Origin of the sequence: Gimesia chilikensis (assembly GCF_007744075.1) — a bacterium.
GTDB classification, from domain to species: domain Bacteria; phylum Planctomycetota; class Planctomycetia; order Planctomycetales; family Planctomycetaceae; genus Gimesia; species Gimesia chilikensis_A.
The window spans coordinates 5,345,102-5,368,709 of sequence record NZ_CP036266.1 but is presented as its reverse complement, the minus strand read 5'-3'; the positions used below and the strand labels follow the sequence as shown (position 1 = coordinate 5,368,709).

General features: G+C 53.4%; 23 protein-coding genes, 1 tRNA gene and 1 pseudogene. 5 read left to right on the top strand and 20 right to left on the bottom strand.

Annotated elements, in window-relative coordinates; genetic code table 11:
• Positions 1 to 17: 17 nt before the first annotated feature.
• The 12 genes from HG66A1_RS20340 to HG66A1_RS20285 all read right to left on the bottom strand — a co-directional run bounded on the left by HG66A1_RS20340 (position 18) and on the right by HG66A1_RS20285 (position 7,961).
• The gene (locus HG66A1_RS20340) at positions 18 to 1,034 is read right to left on the bottom strand and encodes a hypothetical protein (protein WP_145188163.1); all 1,017 of its coding nucleotides are present in this window, start codon (positions 1,032 to 1,034) and stop codon (positions 18 to 20) included.
• Between the two features lie 89 nt (positions 1,035 to 1,123).
• Entirely contained in the window at positions 1,124 to 1,348 is a 225-nt protein-coding gene (locus HG66A1_RS20335; protein WP_145188160.1) for a MoaD/ThiS family protein, read from the bottom strand.
• A 201-nt stretch (positions 1,349 to 1,549) separates the two neighbouring features.
• Positions 1,550 to 1,765, bottom strand: coding sequence for a hypothetical protein (locus tag HG66A1_RS20330; RefSeq protein ID WP_145188157.1), 216 nt, complete (start codon positions 1,763 to 1,765; stop codon positions 1,550 to 1,552).
• Between the two features lie 95 nt (positions 1,766 to 1,860).
• Entirely contained in the window at positions 1,861 to 2,106 is a 246-nt protein-coding gene (locus HG66A1_RS20325) for a hypothetical protein (RefSeq protein WP_145188155.1), read from the bottom strand.
• A gap of 9 nt (positions 2,107 to 2,115) precedes the next feature.
• Positions 2,116 to 3,054: a hypothetical protein gene (locus HG66A1_RS20320; protein WP_145188152.1), complete on the bottom strand. Its 939-nt coding sequence runs from the start codon at positions 3,052 to 3,054 to the stop codon at positions 2,116 to 2,118.
• 31 nt (positions 3,055 to 3,085) lie between these two features.
• Complete coding sequence (locus tag HG66A1_RS20315; RefSeq protein ID WP_145188149.1) at positions 3,086 to 4,582, bottom strand: AAA family ATPase; 1,497 nt, start codon at positions 4,580 to 4,582, stop codon at positions 3,086 to 3,088.
• 44 nt (positions 4,583 to 4,626) lie between these two features.
• Positions 4,627 to 5,232, bottom strand: a complete 606-nt coding sequence (locus HG66A1_RS20310) for a hypothetical protein (protein ID WP_197996707.1) — start codon at positions 5,230 to 5,232, stop codon at positions 4,627 to 4,629.
• A 59-nt stretch (positions 5,233 to 5,291) separates the two neighbouring features.
• A complete protein-coding gene (locus HG66A1_RS20305) occupies positions 5,292 to 5,486 on the bottom strand; it encodes a DUF2997 domain-containing protein (RefSeq protein ID WP_145188146.1) in 195 nt (64 codons plus the stop codon).
• Positions 5,483 to 5,851: a DUF1257 domain-containing protein gene (locus HG66A1_RS20300; RefSeq protein WP_145188143.1), complete on the bottom strand. Its 369-nt coding sequence runs from the start codon at positions 5,849 to 5,851 to the stop codon at positions 5,483 to 5,485. The genes HG66A1_RS20305 and HG66A1_RS20300 overlap by 4 nt, the downstream gene beginning before the upstream one ends.
• Position 5,852: 1 nt before the next feature.
• Entirely contained in the window at positions 5,853 to 6,425 is a 573-nt protein-coding gene (locus HG66A1_RS20295) for a hypothetical protein (RefSeq protein ID WP_145188139.1), read from the bottom strand.
• Positions 6,426 to 6,902: 477 nt separating this feature from the next.
• Positions 6,903 to 7,436: a hypothetical protein gene (locus HG66A1_RS20290; RefSeq protein ID WP_145188136.1), complete on the bottom strand. Its 534-nt coding sequence runs from the start codon at positions 7,434 to 7,436 to the stop codon at positions 6,903 to 6,905.
• Positions 7,437 to 7,511: 75 nt separating this feature from the next.
• Complete coding sequence (locus HG66A1_RS20285) at positions 7,512 to 7,961, bottom strand: hypothetical protein (RefSeq protein ID WP_145188133.1); 450 nt, start codon at positions 7,959 to 7,961, stop codon at positions 7,512 to 7,514.
• A gap of 365 nt (positions 7,962 to 8,326) precedes the next feature.
• Between HG66A1_RS20285 and HG66A1_RS32840 the strand changes: the two are divergent.
• The 3 genes and pseudogenes from HG66A1_RS32840 to HG66A1_RS20270 all read left to right on the top strand — a co-directional run bounded on the left by HG66A1_RS32840 (position 8,327) and on the right by HG66A1_RS20270 (position 11,291).
• Positions 8,327 to 8,553, top strand: a pseudogene (locus HG66A1_RS32840) (helix-turn-helix domain-containing protein).
• Positions 8,554 to 9,201: 648 nt separating this feature from the next.
• A complete protein-coding gene (locus HG66A1_RS20275; protein WP_145188130.1) occupies positions 9,202 to 10,071 on the top strand; it encodes a tyrosine-type recombinase/integrase in 870 nt (289 codons plus the stop codon).
• Positions 10,068 to 11,291: an IS91 family transposase gene (locus tag HG66A1_RS20270; RefSeq protein WP_145188128.1), complete on the top strand. Its 1,224-nt coding sequence runs from the start codon at positions 10,068 to 10,070 to the stop codon at positions 11,289 to 11,291. Before HG66A1_RS20275 ends, HG66A1_RS20270 begins: the two co-directional genes overlap by 4 nt.
• 369 nt (positions 11,292 to 11,660) lie before the next feature.
• Here HG66A1_RS20270 and HG66A1_RS20265 read toward each other — a convergent pair whose 3' ends face one another.
• The 6 genes from HG66A1_RS20265 to HG66A1_RS20240 form a co-directional block, all read right to left on the bottom strand.
• Entirely contained in the window at positions 11,661 to 11,843 is a 183-nt protein-coding gene (locus HG66A1_RS20265; protein ID WP_145188126.1) for a hypothetical protein, read from the bottom strand.
• 57 nt (positions 11,844 to 11,900) lie between these two features.
• A complete protein-coding gene (locus tag HG66A1_RS20260; RefSeq protein ID WP_145188123.1) occupies positions 11,901 to 13,865 on the bottom strand; it encodes a hypothetical protein in 1,965 nt (654 codons plus the stop codon).
• 68 nt (positions 13,866 to 13,933) lie between these two features.
• On the bottom strand, positions 13,934 to 15,292 hold the full coding sequence (locus tag HG66A1_RS20255; protein WP_145188120.1) for a tyrosine-type recombinase/integrase: 1,359 nt from the start codon (positions 15,290 to 15,292) through the stop codon (positions 13,934 to 13,936).
• Positions 15,293 to 15,412: 120 nt separating this feature from the next.
• Positions 15,413 to 15,499: transfer RNA gene (locus tag HG66A1_RS20250), tRNA-Ser, on the bottom strand.
• A 62-nt stretch (positions 15,500 to 15,561) separates the two neighbouring features.
• On the bottom strand, positions 15,562 to 15,804 hold the full coding sequence (locus HG66A1_RS20245) for a hypothetical protein (protein WP_145188117.1): 243 nt from the start codon (positions 15,802 to 15,804) through the stop codon (positions 15,562 to 15,564).
• Between the two features lie 235 nt (positions 15,805 to 16,039).
• Positions 16,040 to 16,357, bottom strand: coding sequence for a BON domain-containing protein (locus HG66A1_RS20240; RefSeq protein ID WP_197996705.1), 318 nt, complete (start codon positions 16,355 to 16,357; stop codon positions 16,040 to 16,042).
• 364 nt (positions 16,358 to 16,721) lie between these two features.
• On the opposite strand from HG66A1_RS20240, the gene HG66A1_RS20235 reads away from it, so the two are divergent.
• Together HG66A1_RS20235 and HG66A1_RS20230 are read left to right on the top strand one after the other, a co-directional pair.
• Complete coding sequence (locus tag HG66A1_RS20235) at positions 16,722 to 18,521, top strand: ArnT family glycosyltransferase (RefSeq protein WP_197996704.1); 1,800 nt, start codon at positions 16,722 to 16,724, stop codon at positions 18,519 to 18,521.
• Between the two features lie 48 nt (positions 18,522 to 18,569).
• Positions 18,570 to 19,913, top strand: a complete 1,344-nt coding sequence (locus HG66A1_RS20230; RefSeq protein ID WP_145188108.1) for a hypothetical protein — start codon at positions 18,570 to 18,572, stop codon at positions 19,911 to 19,913.
• Between the two features lie 11 nt (positions 19,914 to 19,924).
• On the opposite strand, the gene HG66A1_RS20225 is transcribed toward HG66A1_RS20230, so the two are convergent.
• Together HG66A1_RS20225 and HG66A1_RS20220 are read right to left on the bottom strand one after the other, a co-directional pair.
• Positions 19,925 to 21,922, bottom strand: coding sequence for a hypothetical protein (locus tag HG66A1_RS20225; RefSeq protein ID WP_145188105.1), 1,998 nt, complete (start codon positions 21,920 to 21,922; stop codon positions 19,925 to 19,927).
• Positions 21,923 to 22,135: 213 nt separating this feature from the next.
• Positions 22,136 to 23,593: a DUF1501 domain-containing protein gene (locus HG66A1_RS20220; protein ID WP_145042166.1), complete on the bottom strand. Its 1,458-nt coding sequence runs from the start codon at positions 23,591 to 23,593 to the stop codon at positions 22,136 to 22,138.
• Positions 23,594 to 23,608: the final 15 nt, after the last annotated feature.

Sequence of the window (23,608 nt, the reverse complement as noted above, 5' to 3'; positions counted from 1 at the left end):
TGGCCCAGGCGGTTGGGCTAAAGCGGATCGCCGGCAGGGGGGACCGTCTCCGGCGATATGGTTTCCTGGTCCGGCTCGTATGTTTCTTCGTCTTCCTGTGTTTCACAGATCGGGCACCTTTCTTCATTATCGAGGCAATTTGAACAACAGTTGGAACCACAGAGCGCGCACTCTTTCAGGCAAGATTCACAACAGTCATCACGGCAGATTTCACAGCGAGTCGCACAGTCGTGGCAAAATGAGGAACTACAGTCGGTACAGCTATTCGCACATTGCCGACACAAGCGGTTTTCGCAACTGGTGCAGTGAGTCTGCTCATCGGTGGTCACGACATCCGCACAATCACTGCATTCTGCACTGTGCCAGTCGCTGAGGGCGACATAGGGACTTTCCGGGTTGTAGGTGCGTAACAGACGGGACACCAGCACGAAAAAATCCAGCAGTCGTCCCTGTTCCAGTGCGCGTCTGATGGGCATACGGGCGTCTCCTTCACAGACGTTGTCAGACTGCACGTGCGGATGCGTGACTGCATCATCGGTGATCGGCGACTGCGGGTCTTGAGCAAATACCTGGTAGTGAAAGGGCGAGTCTGAATTCAGGTCCGTAAACTCCAGCCGAATCTCAAACGCCCCCAGATAGACACCTTCCAGCACAATTGGCTCTGTGACCACCGAAATCGTCTTGTTCTTCAGGTCAATGCTGTAATCACCGAACTCCTCTTCCAGAGCCAGCAGGTCTTCGTAGATGGTGCGTATTGCAGAGACAGGATTTGCATCAGTAGCTGATTCCAGTTCCTGCTGCAACGTCATCAGTTGCCGCGTCAGCTGAAACACCTCTCTGGTAAGTTCTCGCTCCAGCTTGGTGGCCGCACGAAACCAACCTCGTTCCTGAGCCTGCTGTCGCCTGCGGATCAACCGCAGACAGCTTAACCAGGCCGCTTCTGGCAGCCCGGTGTATGTATCACTGCCCAGTGAGCTGAGTTGTTGCTCAACGAGACTGGCCATCCGCCAGACCGTTTTCGGACTCTGATTCATAGTCGTTCACTCCTGTTAATAGAAAACAGGCTGCCGGGACGAAGATCCCGGCAGCCTGTCAGAGACAATATAATTCACTTCAACAAAGGCTAGCTTTTCGCACCTTCGATTTTTGTCGGAGTGATCGAAATCCGGTCCCCGTCCTGTAACGTCTGATCGGGAGGACAGGGTTGGCGATTGACCCGGATCAGGTAATCCGAGGCGTTCGCATTCGCCATGCGTTGTTCGAACAATTGAGAGACCGTGGTCCCCGTGGCGACTTCGATGTAGTCCGCAAATCCACCACCATCGTTGTTGATCAATAAAACTTTCATAGCATTCCTTTCTGGAATTGAATTGGAGATGTAAAAGGAGTAATGCTTTAACCAAGCAACTTTCGTTTGCGACGCCTTTTTCGACGTTGACTTTTAACGGCGCGTCGTCCCCGTTGCCGCCCACTACGGAGCAACTGCAGTCGATTTGAGTGGAAGGGAGCATCTGCCTGACTGAGACAGTGAAATCCCTTGAGATCGGAATCACACCCATGAAGGAACATGATTCAATCCCTCTGTCTGTGGAGCCATTCGCAGGTTGTCCAGTTCGTCCCAGTCGATCACCAGTGGGCCCGACATCTCCGAATCCGGATCAACGGTTTCCTGGGGCTCCGCTAATAAAAAGCCCAGGCGTTTGACGGTGGCGATTGTCTCGCCGGTGGCCAGGGCGACAGCCCGATTCAAGTCTGTCTGTTTCATCTGTCGTTTCCTAATTACAAGGGTTCAATAAAAAAGCCCCGGCCCTGCAGAGACAATTCTGCAAGACCGGGGCACGGTGTGGGTACATTCCATTCTCAGTGGTCGGAAGAAAGCCAGTGCAGTTCCAGCCAGTCGATTTCTGACTGCAGGGCCGCACTCCGCTGTGCGAACGGCCCCAGCCGTGGCCCCCTTACGGGGGACAGATCCACGATCCATTGACCAGCCGCATTCGGTTCAACAAACGAGCCGCGTGAGATCTGCAGTCGACCGATGGTGGCCAGTACAATGGCTTCCGCGTAAATGCAGCGGACTTGTCCCTCAGGTGTGATAATGAGTTGCATGAGACCTCCTTACTTCGGAGTTCGTATGATCTGACGCCGCGGCCGGTCGACCAGCAGACCATCCAGGGCGGCCTGGACGCCCGACAGATCGGAAGCCACCTGCTGCCGGAGGGCGTCCCGCTTCCTCAGTTCTTGGGGTTGAATTCCCTCCACAATGTGCTGGCACTGGGAGACAAGCGCATCCAACTGTTCGTTGGAGCGGACATTCAGCGACCGGAAGCGTTCAAAGAACTCGTGCAGGTTCCCGATGGCCGAATCCCGGAAGACCTTGGGACGGCCATCGGCCTGTCCACTCAAACGATCCGTGAGATGCGACACCAGTTTAGACAGTTCATCCAGAAAAGCGTCTTCCGCCAACCTGACCGCCTCCTCAAATCGCGACTGCACTCGCTGGCACTCCTGTTCGTAGAGTTCGGGATTGAGCTGTCTGAGATAATTCGGCGGTTCGATACTGGGGAACTCCCAGGTCACTTCGAATAGCCCGACCAGCGTTGTGGGGTAATCATCGTCATTGAACAGACTTCCCAGACGCTCCCGGGCCGCCGATTTCAAGGACAGGTATTGTTCATCCAGTTCCGCAACCGAGTCGGCCAGTTCTTCCGTAAACTGGTGCATCTGATTCTGAAACGCGGTTAGCGCATCCTGCCGCAATAAGCGGATACCCGGTTCCGGGAAAGGGAGACTGACCGAGGTCCAGTATTTCCGCACCTGGTTACGAACCGCACTCACGGCTCGAAAACGGGGATGTCCCGTATCCAGCAGCTTCTTACCGGCACTCAGGAACTCCCCTTCCGCCCCAAACGATTCGGCGGCCTGGGCCTTCTGGTCACGTGTGAGCGACTTCCGGGTACCGAACCATTCAAAACTGACCCGCGTCGCACACATCGTCGCCCTGAGTAAGTCGATCGGATCGTGGCGGGTTTCCACTTCTTCTTCTATTGTAGCCATAGTGATTGTTACTCCTTGATAAGAGTCAGGTTTAGTTTCTACGGGGATCACGGGAGAGTTTGCGCTGCGCTCGGCCTTTCGACCGCTCTCCGTGAACAAAGACGCCTGGCTGCTCTGCAGACAGGCAACGGTTGCTGGCCCAGCGTCTGAGTCGGGCCACTGATTCTGCGGCTGTGACGGCCACGGGCACCACGTTTTCAGAAGCCTGGGTTAACGGGACATCCAGTAGGGCCGCCAGACGGCAGCAGGCCCGGATCTCCGATCCGGTCCAGTGCCGGTCTTCGGGCAACTTCTGCTCCTCTGTGAGTCCATACTGTTCCCGGTAGATGTTCCAGATCACCTGCTTCTGTGAATCTCCGGGCAGATCCAGAAAGAAGAGACCGTCAAAGCGTTCGGCACGGATCAGCTCGGGAGGAAGTTTTGAAATGTCGTTGGCAGTACAGACCACGAACACGTCTGAAGTATGGTCGTTCAGCCAGCTTAAAAGTGTCCCCAGCATGCGTGTGGAAACACCGCTGTCGGACTGTCCGGACGAGGTGGCCCCGCTCAGCCCCTTTTCGACCTCATCGATAAACAGGACTGCTGGTTGCATTGCATCGACAATACGGAGCGCCTGTCTGGTTCGCTCCTCTGTCTGACCGACCAGCGCGCCCATCAGGGCTCCCACGTCAAGAGTCAGTGTGGCCCGTCCGGTCTCCCTGCCCAGGGCTTTGGCGAAGGCACTTTTCCCGGTCCCGGGAACTCCCAACAGCAGAACGCCCCGAGGACGCACATGGGATGATTCCTGTGATCTGGGACGCAGCGCACGCCGGCAAAAGGCTTTTAAAGATTCCAGGCCGCCCAGGTCGTCAAATGACTCAGAACCGCTATGGAGCGTTAACAGCCCGCTTTTCAGCAGCGTCTGGGCCTTCAGCTCCAATACGACGGAGACGTCGATGCGTCCATGACGTACCAGGGAGAGACTAAAGGCTCCCTCTGCTTCATAGCGGGTCAGTCCACAGGCGGCGTCCAAGACACGCTCCAGTTCCATTCCCTCCGGCAATTCGCCGGGTTCCGTGGCAATGCTGCGAGCGATCTCCTCCAGCTGGCTCCGGTCGGGAAGATCGTGTTCCAGGCAGACGAACAGTTTTTCCAGTTCCGGGGGAATCTGGATCAGGCTGGCTAGAATGATCACGAAGGCCCGGGTCTGCTTTCCCAGACCGATCTGTTGCGTCAGGGCCTGGATGATTTCAGGGGAATTGATGAACCGGTGGAAATTCTTGAGGACCAGCAGCGTGGGCCGGTCTGAATCGGCCTGGCTGTTAAGACTGTGTATGGCTGCCAGGGGATCAGGGTACGATGCATCACTCTCTCCAATGGCTTGCGTTCCCTGCAGCCCCCGGTCAATGTCCCAGGAGAGCAGGCCCCAGTCTTCACTGTGGCAGAGTCGGGTAATTTCCAACAACGCCTCGTCATGTTCGTGGCTCTGAATCCAGATGCCGGTAAAGCAGGCACGTACGTTCTCCGCTAGTCGTTCGGTTAGTAACATAAGTGTTCCTCTCAGGTTGAAAGAAATAGGTGTGTGAAGTGTGCTTAAGCGGTCTCAGCCAGTTGACGGATCGTCTCCAGCCAGAAGATGATTTCCCCGTCTGGATCGCGTTCCTGCAGCAGGGAAACCGTCATCTCCTCAACGGCACTGGTGTTGAGCCAGTGCTTGGCCCGATTCGTTAGTCGCACCCGAGCACGACGAGTGAGCCGTTGCCAGGTGGATTTTCCATGACTGCTCTCAAAAACTTGTTGTGCTGCCAGAGTTGCCACACAAGCATGGTCATCGAATTCCAGTGGAACATTAGTGATAACCTGAATCGAGTGGGGATGCAGATAGTTCTCCAGACTCCGTTTCTGCGTCAACATGCCGCGGCAACGAGAGCGTTGGTTGATCCTGTCGACGGTCTCCAGACGTTGTTCCGTAACCGGTGACTGCTCGCGATCGTACAAATGAAACTCTGGCAGATTGAGGGGCGACAGTCGTCTAATCCAAGCTTGAGGATGTCCACTGATCGGCAGGAAGATAAGTTCTCTATTACGTTCCATTGCGGCCAGATCAGGCAGTGCGGGATGCGCAGAATGGAGGAGTGCCGAGATGCGTCTCAGGAACTTGATGTCGTGTGTCCCTTCGACGACCACCAGCACACGCACCCGTGAGGGGGCTTCGTCAATTCGTTCAGGTAATTCCTGTATGTGTTGTGAATTGAAAGCTAATTCTCCTGTTTGAGTTGGTTGGGTTGGTGTTGAATGGATTGGTGGTATTCGGCAGTCAGCTGTTCCGAGGAGACTTTTCCCAAAGCTCCTTCCAGAAACCGACTGGCATCCCGACAATGGGAACCGGTAAAGCCGCGGGTTTCGAGCCGGGACTGACCGTTGGTTGAAATGATGATTTCAATGGTTTTCACTGGCCCTCTCCGATCTGAATAGTGAGTTTGATGGAACCATCGCTGAGCCGGTTTTCTAGGACGGAATGTCCCTTGCGGCGCGCTTCCAGACGACATTTTTCCACGCAGTACGATTGCAGCAGACGATTGAGGTGAGTCGGCCTACCCCAGCGGCCTTCAAAGTTGTCGTAGCGGACCTGGCCCTGTTCGACGTCAAAGACGACAGGATACCGCCAGTCGGGGAGTCGGACCGCGTAACCAGTAACTTCTCTACTAAACAGCGGGACGGTTTCATGAACGGGCTCTCCCAGTTCGAGACGACGGCAGGCCAGCCCTAGGGCTTCCGCGTCGCGGACCTCTGTCTGAATCGTGACAATATGTGACATATCATGTGCTCCTTTCTGTGGGATCTTCAGGATCGGGGGGCTGCGGGAAATCCGGCAACCGCGGTTTGTCTGGATTTGTGTTGGCCGGTGGCATCAGCCGGGGTTCCACTGAGACCAGATCTTCCAGCAGCAGCTCTGTCATTTGCTGTTCGTCTGCGGGTTCGATTTTCTGACTGAGTAGCAACCAGCAGATGAGTAAGGGCAGCAGGCTAACCACCACCATGGTCACCCTGGATATCGCCGCCGCAATGATCGGGTCACGATTTCTGCTGTCAGCAATTTCACGGCGTTCCGCTTCCAGCTGGTCCCGCTGGTATCCGATATCGTTTCGCTCGGTATGCATCTCACGCTGCAGCGAGACCAGCTCCTGCCGGGATCTGGCGTCTGCTTCTACCAGTTTCCGTGATCCGGAGGCAACTTCCTGCTGGAGTTCCGTCATCCGTTGGTTCTGTTCGGCCTGGCGCTCCAATTGCCGCGTGGCCAGTTCGGCCACACGGCTGTTTTCGTCGGAACTACATCCGGCTCCGGTCAGCAGGATCAGTGTTAGTGTGATTGGTAGAGTCGGTTTTTCCATGTGCCCTCCAGCGTTGAATCAGGTGTCTGAGAATTCCCTGCAGCGCCAGCCGCAACCGCCGTTCCTTGATGAAAGAGACGACAGTCAGCAACAGGGCGACAGAGACGAACGTTAAAACCATGTATTCCAAGCAAGGCTCCTTTCTATTGGGGATGTGTAAACACAAAACGCCCCGCATTCCTGTGGCATGCGGGGCGTTTTTACTGACGATGAATTTGTTTTGGAGATCGACTACCATCGTACAATAGGTAATCTATCCCCTATGTATTATGACACGTTTTAGGCCAAAATTAAGATATGGGGACTCGTCCAATAGTGTGGCAAGAATCACCGCGCGTACCTGATATCTAATTTTTCCAGCTTGTTATTTCTCCTGGCTCTTTCTCTCTTCTTCCATCTATTATGACGCGTTTTTCGTCATAATTTAGGTTCGGTGGATACAAATAGCCGAAGCGACTCTCTGAGCAACGGCTCCAGTTATTTACCTACGGGTATAAAGAAGCTGACTCCACCACCGATCAGGTAAACACCAATGAGAATTACAAACAGCCCTGCAATTCTGTTGGCCACCGGTCTATGTTCCGGGTTCCCTCCGGAATCATGGGCTGTTCCGGTCAGCATCGTGTAACAGCCAATCAATAGCACAGCGCAGCCCCCAATGATCATCGAATAGGGTTTCACTCCGTGGAACCAGTGACCACCTGGGATCAACGCCAGTGCGTTGACTGTAATCCATGACAAGAATGCCACTCCCGCCAGAAAATTCCAGCCAGGCAAAGGGGGGACTTTTTTGTGCTCGTCGGCAGGCTCTGGAATTACAGGGACAAAGCCGGGAAATAATCCGATTTCAAATGCCTGATATTTCCGACCGTCCTCGTGAATGATCTCCGTATCAGGCTGGATGTAATCCAACTCAACATATTCTATCAGTTCGTTATAAGAGTAAGGGCCTGCAAGCAGGCCCTGGTCATCAAACCGCCATTCAGTGGTTTTCCTGTTTTCAGGAATCATATTATCACTCATAAGAGCCTTTCTTTGTTACCAGATTGAAACAACATAATTCTCTGTCCTGTTTGTACCGCTTACTCAGGTTAAGGGGAGAGACCGTTCATTGCGTCGCAGCCAGAGAAGTGCAGTGACCATAAAGGCTGCTTCACACAACCCGACAATCACAGCTAAGAAATCGATCAATTCGACTGCCACTGTTTTAGTGGCATAGTGAATCGGATCAGACATGGCGAGAAGTAGCATCACCCCGAAAAGCATCAGAACCTGGACCGCAACGGCCACGACGATACTGAGAATAATGATCGTAGTTCCTGAACGACGTAATGCTCGAAGTCGCATCCCACCGATGAACAGGGCAACGGTGATAATCAGTGATGTGAGCATATCGACGAACATTACTAGTGCATCCACGCCCGCCAGGGGAGCGTTTTCTACAAACGTGAGACCACTAGTCAGAGCTGATACTACATAGAACCACCATAACCAGGGAGACACCAGGAGAGTGTAGATACAGATCCAGTTTGCCATGGTGGGCAGCCTGGGATTCGTGATCAGAGGGTCGGTGGGATAGCTCTCCAGAGGGGGAGCTGGAGGAGATTGCAGAGCGGCATCTACAGTATCAGGCTCGAAGTTATTCCAGTCAGACAGTGGCTTCCATTCTTTCGAATCTGATGAGTAAACATAATCAGCCAGACTGATTTTGTTTGACTATAAGGAATCTCTAATTTGCTGGTGAGATAGAGGACCTTCAGCCACACCATTCTTTGCCAGCCACCACTGGCTCTGGGGACTTTCCATTGTTTTGTTATTTTCTTCGTGCATAAAACCTACCAATCTTATCTAGCTGAAATATTTTGTTTTTACGTTTGCTTGGGGACTGCTTGTTCTGCTGCATTCCCACTGAATCCTGGAGGACTCTCCTGGTGAGATTTGGACAGCGGGTCCGTGAACTGCGCAAAGAGCAAGGTTACTCGCAGGAGAATTTTGCTTGCGTATGTGAGCTGGACCGGACCTACTTCGGCGGGATCGAACGGGGGGAGAGAAACTGTCCCTGCGAAATATTGAGCGGATCGCAAAGACACTTGAGATCAGCCTAGCCGAACGGATGGAAGGGATTTGAGGGAGCTCAGACCGCTGGGGCGACCTGAACGACTCCCAGGCGGTCAGACGCGTCTGCCATCGCCTGTCTGGCAGCCTCCGGAGAGGTAAAGGGACGGGGAGTCTTTACGCTGGCTGCGTCAGGATGGGACACAGCATAGCGCAGCCGTGCTGCCAGCAACTGCTGGCGAAGTTGTTGAATATCTTCTTATTGCCAGGATGGCTTGATTCTGCGGCCACCTGAATAGATCGCGAACACGTCTGCGTCCTTGAGATCCATCTATTCGTACCAGAACTGCAGGGCCGCTCGGATCAACATGAAATCTTGTTTCTGTATCATTGTTCTCCTTTCTGTCGAAGGGACTTTTTATCAGGGCATAAACTCCATCGTCAATCAAGCACACTGCCGATACAGAGCAGCTCAACGATTTCAATAGCTAAGTATTCCCTGTTTATTGAACTAAACCGCTTCGCGGTAGGCCTGGGATCGGCAACTGTGATTGATCCCTCCGCTGAGGGCTCGTCCCACCGGACTGCAAAGTACACGTAGCACCCCGGTCCGTCTGTACGGACTGTTCCGAATATTCCGATTTGCGCTTCCGCCATTTGTGAGGCATAGTTTCAGTACCTTCCCGGTCTCTGAAATCTCTGTTTCACGAAAGGTCCAGTGATGACTCCACTGCGGCAGCGCATGATCGAGGACATGGAACTGCGGAACCTGTCCCCGAAAACGATCAAGCTTTACGTCAACAACGTGTCCCGCTTTGCCCGGCACTTCGGTAAAAGCCCGGAAGTCCTGGGACCGGAGGCCATCCGGACTTATCTGCTGTATCTGGTCCAGGACCGGCAAGTCGCCTGGGGAACCTACAATCAGGCACTGGCGGCACTGCGGTTTCTGTATCGGAATACACTTCAGCGCGGCGAGATCGTGCAGGACATTCGCTGCCCCCGGCCCGAACGGCATTTACCGGAAGTGCTGAGTCTTGACGAGGTCCGTCGCTTCTTTCAGGCGGTGCACTCCTTCAAGCACCGCACCATCCTGATGACGGCCTACGCGTCGGGATTGCGGATTTCCGAGGCAGTGCGTCTGCGGGTGTGCGACATTGACAGCCAGCGGATGGTGATCCGCATCGTGCAGGGCAAGGGAAACAAAGATCGCTATACACTGCTCTCACCCCTGTTGCTGCAAACGCTGCGGCACTACTGGTGGGCCGCCCGTCCGGCCGACTGGCTGTTTCTCGGTCCCTCACGGATCAAGCCGATCGCTGTGGGGTCGGTGCAACGGGTCTGCCGGGACGCCTGTAGTGAGGCCGGCCTGGACAAAGCCGTCACGCCACACATGCTGCGTCACAGTTTCGCCACGCATCTACTCGAAGCCGGCACGGAACTGCGGGTCATCCAGGAACTCCTGGGCCATGCCAGCCTGCGGACCACCTCGATCTACACGCACGTTTCCAAGCACCTGATCGGCGGCACCCGCAGTCCCCTGGAACTGCTCCATGAGCAAGACCAGCCAGACACGCCACAGGAGGACTCATGACGCGTCCCCGGTGGGAACTCGCTGACGTCGTGCGGCAGTACGGTGCGGAATACCTGAAGCGCTATCCCACGTCCGTTGCCCAGCGCCGCGTCATGCGGGCGTTGCAGAACTGCCGGACTGCGGTCCTGGGCGGGCATGTAGAAACGTGCCGCTCCTGCGACCATCGACAGATCAGTTACAATTCCTGCCGGAATCGCCACTGCCCCAAGTGTCAGGGGTCCGCCTGTGCGCAGTGGATGCAGCGCCGGGCGACCGAACTGTTGCCCGTGCCCTACTTCCACGTGGTGTTCACACTGCCGAACGTGCTGGTGGATCTGACACTTGCCAACCCGCGGCTGATGTACGGGATGCTGTTCCGCGCGGCCAGCCAGACGCTGCTGGAAGTCGCCGCCGATCCCAGGCACCTGGGGGCGGAAATCGGGTTTCTGGCCGTGCTGCATACCTGGGGACAGACCCTGATGCCGCATCCCCACCTGCATTGCGTGGTCCCTTCCGGCGGACTGGCGCCCGACCGCACACGCTGGGTCGCGGGACGGGCCGATTTCTTCCTGCCCGTGCGCGTACTCAGCCGGCTGTTTCGCGGCAAGTTTCTGGACCTGCTCAAGCAGACGTATGTCGCGGGAAAACTGGAATTCCCCGGGCGGCTGGCTTCCGTCGCCGATCCCCAGGGCTTCAAGCGTCTTCTCAACCAGTCCGTGCGGACCGAATGGGTCGTGTATGCCCGGCCGCCTTTCGGCGGCCCCGAGTCGGTACTGAAATACCTGGCACGCTACACGCACCGCGTGGCGATCTCGAACAGCCGGCTGTTGAACGTCGCAGACGGCCAGGTCACGTTCCGCTATAAAGACTACGCCCAAGGCAGTCGGAAGCGGACCATGACGCTCGCCGCCACGGAGTTTCTCCGCAGGTTCCTGCAGCATGTGCTTCCAGATGGGCTGATGCGGATTCGGCATTATGGCTTTCTGGCCAATCGCTTCCGGGCAGAGAAGATCGCGCTGTGCCGCGGACTGCTGGAAGGAGCGGGGCCTCTGAGCGAAAAACGTCCTCGGGCAGCGTCTCCGGTTCCCGGGGAATCGTCTGCCATCTGTCCCTCCTGCGGACAGGCCGCGCTCCAGAGGTCGCAGGAATTGCACTCCCGCTGGGAGCGACTTCCTGCTCCATATTTGGTTCGTGCCTCGCTTCCGGCTTCCGAACTCTGGGAGGTCTGTGATACCTCATGAGTCTTCTGCAAGAGAACCGGCCCCTCGTTTTGATCTCCCTTTATAGAGTGTTCCGGTCGGGGTCTGCGCCGGTGACGGATTCCGCCTCCGGGACGCCCCGCACAACCGTCTTGGCAATTACAACCCGCCACAGCGGCCTGCCTCGACACTTGAGCGAACGATCCCGTCGGACAATTATGCCCGCAATCGCAGAGAAAACAGAACGCTGTTTTCACCCTGCGGGCATTCAATCCCCATAGTCGAAAACGCCCCTGCGGTTCAGTCCAATAGATCATATGCAGCGTGTTGAGCACCCCGAAAAACCGCTCCACCTGAATGCTAACACGCTGCATATAATCCTACTTATTATGACACGTTTTGGGCCAATATTTAGTTTTTACGGGAATCCCGTTCTGCGTCGTCCGGTTCATACTTTTTGACAATTGATCTGGCAATCAGCTGTAACAGCCGATGGACGGGGCTTCCCGGAATGACGGGGCCGGTTGGCTTCACGTTTTTCTTTTTGGTTTTGGAGTGTCTGGCTTTCAAAATAGCTCCTTTCAGATAGCGCATTAAAAAACCCCGGCAACTTGCCGGGGTCGGATCAGGAATCAATGGGGGTGTTCAATTTCAGAGCGGAGGACGCTGATAACCGGCCTTCGCCTGAAAAGAATACTTTTTGTTCTTGTGCCTGCGCAGTTTTTTATAGTCATCAGGCGGTTCATCCAAAAATATGTAGGGACTTGTCAGTCCCTGTTCCAGCATCTGCTGATGCAGCTTCAAGGCATTCGAGACTGCCGTCTGGGTGGGGTTTGGCTCTATCCGACGGGCGATCTCTCGCTGTTCCAAACCGGCAGCAGCCAGTTTGACGGCTTCCGGTCGGATCAATTCACGTTGAGGGGGCTCAAAGAGATCCAGAGTCAGTTCCCTGGACAGTAACTGCTGTAACTCAGTAGACGCAGCTGCATCCGGAATGCTCCCTGCAAGATTAAGGCAGATCTTGGCACGAGGCAGTAGATGACCACCGTCAATCAGCCGTACTAGGTAGACATGAATTTCCGGGACCAATTCCCGGATCAAATCACCGAATTCATGAGAGTGGATATCGACATCTTCGAGGTGATGCTGCAAAATCCCCTTGAGCTCTAATGTGGATTTCGGAAGATCGAGTTGACGAGATCTTGCATGCTCTAATGCCCTCCGGTCAAGTAATAACTGTTTTTCTCGACCCTTTAACTCGGCAAGCATCTCAGAAAGAAATTCACCATCGATATCATCGATCTCCTTGAAAAACTTTTTGAGCTTAGCGCGTTCACGTTCAATGACTTCCTCTTCCCGATTTAATTGATTTTCACGGGCAAGAAGTTTTTCAGGACCACCGGCATGCGTCTGCTGCACAATCTCTCGAAACTGAGAATCAATTTCATCCAGAGTCGCAACGCTATCCAGAACCACCTCCAGAAGTTTCTGTGCGGCTTCAGGCCCGTTAAACCCAACAGAGTTCCAGCAGTGCCACTCGCGGGAATTGGAGCACATCAGGTTGTTCGTCATGCCGTTCCCTCCCCACACGTAATGAAAACCGCAATAGAAGCAGGTGGCATGCTGACCAAAGGCCCGGGTCCGTTTCTTGGGGACCCGATGCCGTGAGTCAGTGCCATTCTGATTTTTCTTACGTTTATAATTCGCATTTTTCTCAGCTAACGCTTTGAGAACGGGATCAATTTCATCAGGAGAGAAAAATGCCAGGTGAGGTTCTTCCCGATACCGGGGACCATTCGGATTACGGACTGAGATTCTTCTGCCGGTTTCATGATGTTTGATGGAATGCTTATCTCCACGTTGCGGAAATCCTTTAAGTGTCGGATTACGGTAGAAGCGTAGCACCATACGTCCGTCCCATTGATCCTTACTACAATAGGGACCTGGTGAAAATCCATTTTCGTTAAAGTATTCCGCAACGGCTTCGCCATTGAGAGTCCGTTTGAGGATTTGAAGACCTTCGCGTATGAATATAGTTGCATCTTCCTTCTTGACCCAATCTGAGTACGACTTGGCATTCTCAGGTTTGATATATCCAGCGATGGGGCAAGGGGTGGCACCTCCATATTTTTCAAACCGATTCATTAACTTTTGTTTCAATCGAAGAGAGGCATGCGTATTGTGTTTTAGGTGCTCTTTACATGCATCAAGCACATCGTCTTCCCAGTTCTCATTATTAGTGTCAATAAAATCATTGGGAGAAATGACTCTGGTTCCATGGTCGACCGCAATGCCACACAGACGATGAGCTGCTGGGCCACGTACCAGGCGACCAAGATCTTCGACAATTAATAAATCCAATTCATCTGAGTTGAGCCAGTTCTCAATCTCAAGAAGTTCCGGACGGTCAAGTCGCTCACCTTTTCCTTTGGTTGTGATTGTCCTGAAGTCGATCTCTCCATCGTACATTTCATAGACAACTTGTTTTCCATGATCTACTTGATCTTCCAGACTGAGTTCTTTTTGGTTTACACAACCGGAAATACGTCCTAGAATCCCAACGACCAGTGTATGACCATTCCGTGGTTTGAGTTCATTTTCTTCTCTATAGCTCATGCTTAAAACTCCCTTTTAAATAGATATATATTTATTAATGCGTTCAAAGCGAGTCAGTATGTTGAGACTCAGGCTTTGTTAGAATTGGTCCATTGCCTCGCATAAGCGAGAGACTGGGGCCAGAAGCGAAGAGCACGTTCGATCTCTCGCTTCTGCGTGGTGGCGCGAGTGTGCGTATACACGCCTGTCATCCCCAGACCGCCACTGCGGGCGTCCTCGCTCGGTTTATGCCCCAGTGTGACCTGACGAATGAGTGGATCGACGTTGGCATCCTGAAGCAGTGTGGCAAAAGAGTGCCGCCAGCTTTTGGGGCAGGAAGACTGTTTCAGATCTGCAGACTTGGCGGTACGGATAAACGATGTCCGCACACGCTCCGAGCGAATCACGCCGGCTTCACGCCAGACGGCTCGGGCGAGCTTCTCCTCCATGGTTTGCGAAAGAGTCAGCACACTTCCTGAGTCAGCATGCGAGATGCGTTGCCGAAGTTCTTCCTGGAGTGCCATCTGGTCCAGGTTTCCCAAAGGCGAGTTGAGGGGATCAAACTGGTGCCGGATAAAGACAGGACCCGCTGTTCGATTACCAATCACCCTGCGTAAGACGGCGACCGCTTCCTCAATCAAGGGGACAGAGCGTTCGCGTCTGGTTTTGATTTTCCAGTGCAACTCTGGCTTGTTGCGAACATGCAGCCATCCGTTTTCCAGGTCGACGTCTTCGATCAGCAGATGGATCAGTTCGCCCGACCTTAATCCTGTCTTGGCAAGAATAAAGTGGATGGGAAAAGTCCAGTCATCCGCTTTCTGGAAGAATCTCAGTTCATCCTCCGCATCGAAGACAAAGATGGGTTTGGCATCTTCGATTCTCATCCGCTCCAGGTTGAGCTTGGAGAAAGGATTTTCGAAGTAGGGGGGAAGAAATCGTTGCTGGGCGGCATAGATATATACCGACCGACAGACTTCCAAAACGAAGCGCAGGCCTTTATCACGAAGTACCCGTTTGGCCGTGTTGGGATGGCCGTTTGGGGAAACTTTCTGCTTCCTCAGCCAGGCTACAAAATGGTCTGTACGTATCGCATGCGCCAGGTCAGATGGACGGCATTCATTGAAATAATTCTCAAGATGCTGGGTCGCCGATCGATAGCGCCTGATCGTGGCCGGAGAGGATGGAGCCACGGTTTCGTGATGATTGAGGAAGGCCTGTCGCAGTTCTGAAAAACTGACAGACGTGAAGGAAAACAGAGTAGGGCTGGACGAAGCCAGCTGCGCGTTTACTTGCGCCGCGATCTGCTCGGCTTCACCCTCTGTGTCAGCGACTCGCAACCGGACTGGCCGGTCTCCATCACGGTAGTAAAGATACCAGGCACCGTGATGCAGATAGTACGAAACGCGACCAACGCGTTTGCGTTGCGCAGACTTTTTGCGTCGTCTCATCAAAACCTCCTGTGCACGCTGTGTGCACCAACTGTGCACCAGGGGGTTTATTACGACGCGCAAAAAACAACGCTAAGCTATTGAATTCAATAACTTAGCGCGTTTGGTCAGTTTGATAAGCGGAGAGAGGGGGATTCGAACCCCCGGTCCCGTTTCCGGGACACAGCATTTCCAGTGCTGCACAATCGGCCACTCTGCCACCTCTCCGGTTGAGTTGCACTCGTAATGAGGCGACTCAGGTATTTTGATTCACTTCGAAATGGGGCAGCTTATTCATCTGCAGTTTCTGCGGAAGCGCCTGCTTTGATCGCAGCTTCCCGGTCTTCAATCTTCTTCAGGGATTTAAGCCGGTTTTTAACCTGAGTTTTCTGAGCGTTGATCTGCCGCCATTTGGGGTGTTTCTTACGCGCTTCTGCAGGAATGTTCTGCTCATCCAGGACTTTGGCGTAGTCTGAAATAGCGGCTTCTGCATTCTGTAACTGACGTTCTAACTGTTCTCTGCGTAAAGACATTGTCTTCCCATGTCCCTTTTGATGTAGTTATTGACCGTTTATCTCTGGAAGGGGTTCGGCCCCTTACTATGCGCAAAATGATTGACTTCCCAAGGCCGGCAGCCGAAGGAACGAGAATTCTAACAAGATCAGCCCGGATTTGACAACGGTCAGGGGACGTAACCTGATGTATTGTCCCGTTTTTTGCTCAAAATGTTGCAATTGAACATGTTAGCAGGATTGCTCGGGGCTGGATTCAGGGGATATCCACGCTGAGAGCCGCTCGGGAGGCTGGTTCCACATTGAGGCTGTTGTGGACCTGTCTGACCCCCTGGATGCGGCTGACTGACTCCTGAGCCAGCTGTTTCTCATAATAGCTGCTGACAATTCCGGTCAAATAGACCTGTTCCTGTTCGACTCGATATTTCACATTCTGACGAGAAGCCAGACTGGTTTGCGAAATGGCATGGCTGATCAGCTCATGCAACTGATGGGCGCGGTCAATGCTGATGTGTTGCGTCATGGGAGACCAATACTTTAAGGATTTTAAAAATTTCACCTTATCCTTATACATGCTTCTCATCCTGAGGTTAGAAATGGGTGCAATCAGTTCATGCACTCTTTGACTGTTCGGCTGATTGATTTTTCCCCAATCAGGAAAAAGATGAGGAATGCAAGGGTTCCGTAAAGCTGGTCAGGAATCAGGATTAGAATCAGAAAAAAAGGTACGAAAGGACCTGATCAGGAGGGAGATCTCCCCCACGCTCCGGTTGCGTACATGTGATCACCCGACGGTCCAGGCTTTTCTGACAGTGAGGTGTTCCTGTGTTTTGTTGTCATGTACAATCAGGGAGTATCAATCAGTCAGGGGTTCTGTGGGTTTAGACATCACGGTTGCCCTGCCAAGTCAGGTTCGAGATTCTGAGAAGGAAACAACCTTGGTAATCATCAGTGATCAGGAGCTTTTGCAGCGATCAGCAGAACCTGCTCATGATTTATTTCCCGTGATGCGTCGTGCTTCCGTAATGTCGCCCCTGGTGGCGTTGCTGGCGCTGGGACCGGGGTTACTGGCCTTCCATTCCTACCGGATTGATGAACTGTCTGCCTGGTTTGGATTACAGTGCCTTGGGAAGTCGCATCTGCTGGGGGACAGCGGCAATGCGCTGATTTCTCAGCCCCCCCTGGTCGGCTGGATCTTCTCTGGTCTGTTGTCGATCATCGGGCACTGGTCTTCTTCGCTGGTTCTGTTTTCCTACTTCTCCACAGCGGCCATGTTGTATGTCGCGTATCGACTGACGCGTAAAGTCTGTAATCCGCGGTATGCGCTGGTCTATTGCTTCTTACTTGCATTCCATCCGGTGGTGCTCAAGCAGATTCAACTGATAGAGGCGCCTGCGTTCCCCATTCTGTTTGCCCTGCTGACGATCTGGGGCTTCATCACGCACTTGCAGTCTGAATCGGGTGTGGTCTCGTACAAACTCATGTGCGGAGGGATATCGTTGGGGCTCTGTCTGTTGTCGGGAGGAGTCCTGGCACTGGGAGTGTTACTGATGCTCGGGGTGTTTATTATCAACCCCCTGTATCTGCCTCGCGGTCGGTCCCTGGCAGATCAACAGAAGCTGCCCGGGGTGAAGCAGGTATTGAGAGTCTGGAAATCACTCCTGGTTCTGGCCTTCACGGGTTTTGCAGTCGGGGGCTGGTGGGAACTGATGGCGGCTTCTCAGGTCGAAGGCTTCTGGTCCAACTGGTTTGCAGGCACCGGTCAGCCCACGATCAGCTTTTACTGGAAGGCGGAATTTTACCCGTCGTATCTGGCCCGGGATATCATTTCTTCCATGGGCTTCCTGTTGGGGTTTGCCATTTTCGGCCTGTTTCACGGTATCAAACGAGTACTGAACCCACAGGGAGGAAATCTGCAGGAGATCGCCTGGTTGCGTCTGGTCGTAATCTGGGCATTGTGTGGTGCCTTATTCTGGTGGGGCGTGCAATACCTGCCGCAGATGAATACCAGTACGCGGGCCATGTGGAAGCTGTTCTTCATCATTCCCATGATGGCAGTTGTTGCCTGGGAATTCCAGCAGATCGCTCTACGACGAGTCGGCTATCCGACTGTGCTGGCGGTATTTACCCTGGGTGTCTTGGCGGTGATTTTCATCAACGCTTCTAATACGGATACGCTCAGTCCATTGATCAGCGCGCGTTTTCTGCGGCAGTTGATCATTCTGGGATTATCACTGGTGATGGTGCTCTGGTACAGTCATCGATTCAAGAAAGAGCATGCCCACAGGATTGTCGAAGTCGCGCTGGTGCTGGCGTTGTCTGTGCTGCATGTGGTCTATGGTGTCTTTTCCATTCCTAAACCTCACCCAGCTGGCGAACGGCTGCTGCAGTTTGAGAATCAACTGCGATTGACTGAAAATGTGGGAGACTGTTTTCTGGTCAGCAAGAGTGACCAGGTGCCTCTGGAACTGAAATTTCTGGTGTTCTATCTGTGGGGGGATATCGAACTCAAACAGATCCAGGGGGCGGTGTTGCCCCAGGATCTCCAGATTCCTGATCGCACTCATGCAGATGAACCTGGTGAGAAGCAGGTGATCATTCGCTGGGGGGCATCTCCTGTTGCGTTACGTAATATCCTGAACGCGGATTTTGTCTTAAAGCCTGTTGCACAACCCGATGTTTACAAAAATCAGGAACTGCAGGCGGATCTCGTCAGTAAAGCACCACCTGGTTTCTGAATTAGTTATCTCAATCATTTCGTGATTTTTTGCTTTGGAGTCAGCTACATGAAACTTCTGAATCTTTTCGCTTATTCTTCACGAGCCCGGCAGGCCGTGGTTTGCTTTTCTTTACTTTCGCTGTTCGTGGTTGGATTGAGCTCGATGACTCTCGCAGCTGACCCGGTCGTGCTGGAAGAGACTGAGCAGCAGAAATGGTACAAAGGTAATCTGCATACGCATTCATTATGGAGCGATGGCGATGATTACCTGGAAATGATTGCTGACTGGTATAAGTCACATGGGTACGACTTCCTGTCATTCACGGACCATAACGTGCTCTCAACCAGTGAACGGTGGACCGTTCCCGAAAAAAACAAAGGCAAACTGCACGCATACGAAGAATTGAAGAAACGTTTTCCCGACTGGATTGAAGAGCGGAAAAATAAAGAAGGGCAGATCGAAGTTCGGATGCGGACTTTCGAAGAGGTATCGGAAAAACTGGGAGAGCCCGGGAAATTCCTGCTGATTCTGAGCGAAGAGGTAACGGACCGTTACAAGAACATGCCCGTGCATATGAATGCGACCAATGTGCATTCCCTGTTGACGCCACGCGGAGGGCAGAGCGTGTATGAGGTGATGCAGAACAATACCAACGCACTACTGGCCCAGCGGGAGCGTTCGGGGAAGACGATGATGATTCACCTGAACCATCCGAATTTTCATTATGGGGTCACCGCAGAAGAGCTGATGAAGGTGATCGGCGACAATTTCTTTGAAGTCTATAACGGCCATCCTGGTGTGAATGACTCAGGGGATGAATCTCATGCCAGCACTGAGCGAATCTGGGATATTATTCTCACGAAGCGGCTGGCTGAACTGGACCTGCCCATGATGTATGGCCTGGGGACCGATGACGGACATAACTATCACAAGATTCCCAGTCGCGCCAGCGAACCGGGGCGGGGTTGGGTCGTCGTACTTTCCGAAACTCTGGAGCCGGAAGCCCTGGTGAAGGCACTGGAAGCCGGGAAGTTCTATGCATCCTCCGGTGTGAAATTGAAATCAGTCCGGCATTCTGACAAAGGAATGCAGGTGGAAGTAGATCCCGAGAAGGGGGTCGAGTACACGATCGAATTCGTCGGGACACGAGAAGGCTATCCTAAACGAGGGATTCCCGTGCTGGACAGCAAGGGCCAGGAAATGCATGCCACCAAACGCTACAGCAAGAAGATTGGGGAATCGTTTAAATCGGTGAAGGGGACTTCCGCCAGCTATGATTTTGATGGAAGTGAGATTTATGTGCGGGCAGTTGTGCATTCGTCAAAGCTGCATCCCAATCCATCAGAGGTGGGAGAAGTCGAGCGTGCCTGGGTGCAGCCGATTACCGGTCCCGGAGCACCAAAAAAGTAGGTTCATTGAACTTACTCTGTAGTCTCTGCTGACTGTCCGCTGGCACTGGTGACAATCAGTGTCTGGCGGCTGAGCAGCTGTCCTTTGGAACCATCATACACCGAAGTTTCGAACTGCGCGACTCCAAATGGAATCTGGTCAGTCAGCCAGAGATCCGTGCGGTAGCGCAGTTTTTTTTCTGCCTGGGTATCAGCGGCGATGGTAACCGCGACTTGTGAGGCTGCCAGTTGACAGCGATAGGCGTCTTGCCGGAGCGGTGTAAACAGATGCCTGGTCTTGCCGGGGTTATATGCCCGACGACGTGGCATGCCATAGAAGAAACGATAGGCAGCATACTTCTCTGCGTCCGAGACATTTTCATTGGGCCATTGGAGAAATTCTTCCGGCCACTTTCCCGCATTAAACTTAGCGACATCGATGGAGTAGCGACTGGACTGAACGAGGTCACTTCCCAGATGACGAGTGACCTGAATCGTGCGAAGGTTCGGTGCTTTGCTCTGTTGTTCTTCCGACTTGACGACGCTGATCCTGAGACGGATCAATCGTCCGTCGTTGGCGGGACCGGTGAATTCGACAAACGGTTCAGGCACCTCCGGTGTTGATTCCGGAATCGATGCCAGCCAACTGGAATGGGGGCGTTTGAATGCTGTGGGACGCTGTTCATATTGAATCCAGCCAGCCTCTTTGAACCAGGAAAAAATCCAGGGGGCGCGCCAGGGGTTATGTAGCGGATGATGTGCGGAGAAGACCGAAAGCAGCAGGCAAAGGACTCCCACACACTGTAACCAGCGCCTGTTTGCGAACTGATCGAGCAGCGGGATCATGCTGATCAACCAGAAGGGAGTGAGCCAGAGCATCCAGCGAAGGGCGGCACTGTTTCCACCATAGTTGTAGTTGCCGGTCCGAGTCATGTAGAAACCAAAAACGATGACCGTCAAACCAAGACTGATCCAGAGCAGGGGACGTAGAGTGTGTTGGGCAGCCTGTCTGATGCGCACCCATGAGAAGAGTGTTAAGAGGTAAATGGGCGACAACGAAAAGATTCCATGATGTCCCAGCGTGCAATGAAAGAAATAAACCAGCGGGGAATCGAGATTCTGGTCCAGGCCCTGCGGGTTGTTCCAGTAGCTGGGGATGCCTTTATGTTCGTAGAGATATTTCTCGGTTCCGTAATACATATAGAAGGGCTTCCAGCCGCCGGTAGCTGCGTAGTTGGTGACGAAAAAACCGATCAGTGGAATCAGGGCTGCGGGAGAAAATACCAGCAGCGTCAGTCGTGGATTGGCTTTGAACAGCAGACCGAAAGTGACCAGACCAAACAGGGCCGCCGGCAGTTCATTGCAGCAGGTAAACATGGCAAAGAAACCGGCAAGGACAAAGTAGCGTTTCTTCTGGTCTCCGTCGAGGATGATTCTCATCAGGGGATAGAGCGTACAGACAGCGCAACTGGCGGCGATGGAATGATTGTTCAAAGTCAGCAGAAACGGAGTCAGTAATGTAGCGAAGCAGGAAGCGATGACTACAAAGAAACGTGTGAAATCGGTCTGGGCATACTTTTCGACCATGCGACAGATAAGTGCCAGCGCAATGAGCATCGGAATCAGGTTCACGAGTATTAAAATCAGGTGGGCTACATCATAGAGATTTTGATTCAGGTTCAGCCCGGTGATTGTTTTGATAAGCCAGTACAGGCCCGCTACCATCGTAGGAAACAGGGGCGGCTTGGATGAATAAAAATGATCCTGGTGACGGACCTTGTCGATGCTGGACCAGCCGGAACGATCGTTGATCGTATCGATCTGATAGGTGCCTTCTTCGACCAGTGACCAGACAGTGCACCAGCGAGAACGGTCATTCGCACTCTGCAGAGGTACGCTGTTCATGATCGCAGCCAGATTCTGGCCTGCGGTGACTGTCAGGAGCAGAATGTAGATACACCAGCGAAGTCTGGTGTTGTGAACGATCTGATCTGATGTGGGAAGATCTGTCGCGAGGGCTGTATTGGTCATGAGCACAAAACGGTTTCTGAAAGAACGCAGTGTGAATTGTCAGTTCAAGTGAGGTCATCCAGCAGGAGCACAGCGGGACTGGACTCTGTCTGCAGCATGCAGATTATCGCATGGCACTCGAAATGCAAACGGGGAACTGGGGTCCGTTCAGGCGGTTTTTCAGAAAATCAGCGACTCCACGGCGAAACCGAAGTAAGCTACGAAACACGCGAATCAGAACAATTCGTGAATCGGAGCACCATTTTCGATTACGGGGATCGGACGTCCTTTGTCATCGACATAGTGCGTATCCAGTGGGACGCCCATGTAGCGGTAAATGGTAGCAGCCAGATCGCCCGGACGAACAGGCCGATGCTTGATGTTACTGCCATCATTTTCGCTGGCTCCGATCACCTGACCATGATTCAGACCTCCGCCTGCCATGCACATGGACATGACGACCGGCCAGTGGTTACGCCCATCGGTGCTGCCCTGAGTTCCCGACATGGGGGATCGTCCGAACTCGCCCATGGCGATCACCAGGGTATCATCCAATCGGCCTCGTTCTTCGAGATCGAGAACAAGGGTGGTCAACAGATGGTCGAACAGGGGGAGCAGTGGCCCCAGTCCGTTCTTAATGCCCCCGTACGGAGGAATGTTGTCACCGTGGTTATCCCAGGTTCCGGAAGCGGTATGATAGCTCAGGTCGAGGGTGACGAACGAACTGCCGGCTTCCACCAACCGTCGTGCGAGCAACGCCTGCTGGCACCACAGGTGCTTGCCGTAACGGTCGCGTGTTTCAGCCGACTCTTGTGACAGATCAAATGCCTGTTGAACCCGCTTTCCGAGGACCATGTTGTAGGCACGCTGACTGTAACTGTCGATGGCGTTCATGGATCCCGCCTGATCGATATCACTGCGGAGATTATCGAACTGCAGCATCAGATCGCGTCGACTTTTCATACGCTCAAAGGACAGACCGGGAGCGAACTGAAACATTTTGCCGCCACTCATTCCGCCGGTGTCTTTACCCACCATGTCGTACACAGGCAGGTCGGCGGCATCGTTGGCGATGAAGGGATCATATTGTTTGCCGAGATAGCCTCCCCAGGCAATATGGGAATCGTGTTTCATGAAGGCGACGTAAGGGGGCATCCCGGGATGATTCGAGCCATGATGCTTGGCGACGATAGAAGCCATCGCTGGGTATTTATCACCTTTGCGATTTGTACGCGGGGTTGCCAGCAGATTGGCGGTCTGCATGACCTGGTTGGGTTGATGGCTGCTCATCTTGGGATCGACGGAGCGGATCAGCGTAAAGCGATCCATCATGGCTGCCTGTTTAGGGAGCCGATCGGTAATCGTAATACCCGGGACATTGGTCTGAGTGACACCAAACGGTCCCCGGTTCTGAATCGGACGATCCGGTTTGGGATCCCAGGTATCAATGTGGCTGGGCCCGCCCGTCATCCAGAGCAGGATGATACTCTTCTTGGGGAGTGAAGATTTACCTTCTGAGAGCAGAGAATCAGAAGCACGCAACAAGTTCGGTACAGTCAGACCTGCCAGGCCTGCCAGCGAGGCTTTGAGCATATTCCGCCGACTTTGAACAACCAGACCTTCCGGTACCAGCGGGTTAAAAGCGGTAAATGCATGCTGTGAATGTGTGCGCGAATGTAGATTGAACTTCATTATCAATTCCACTTC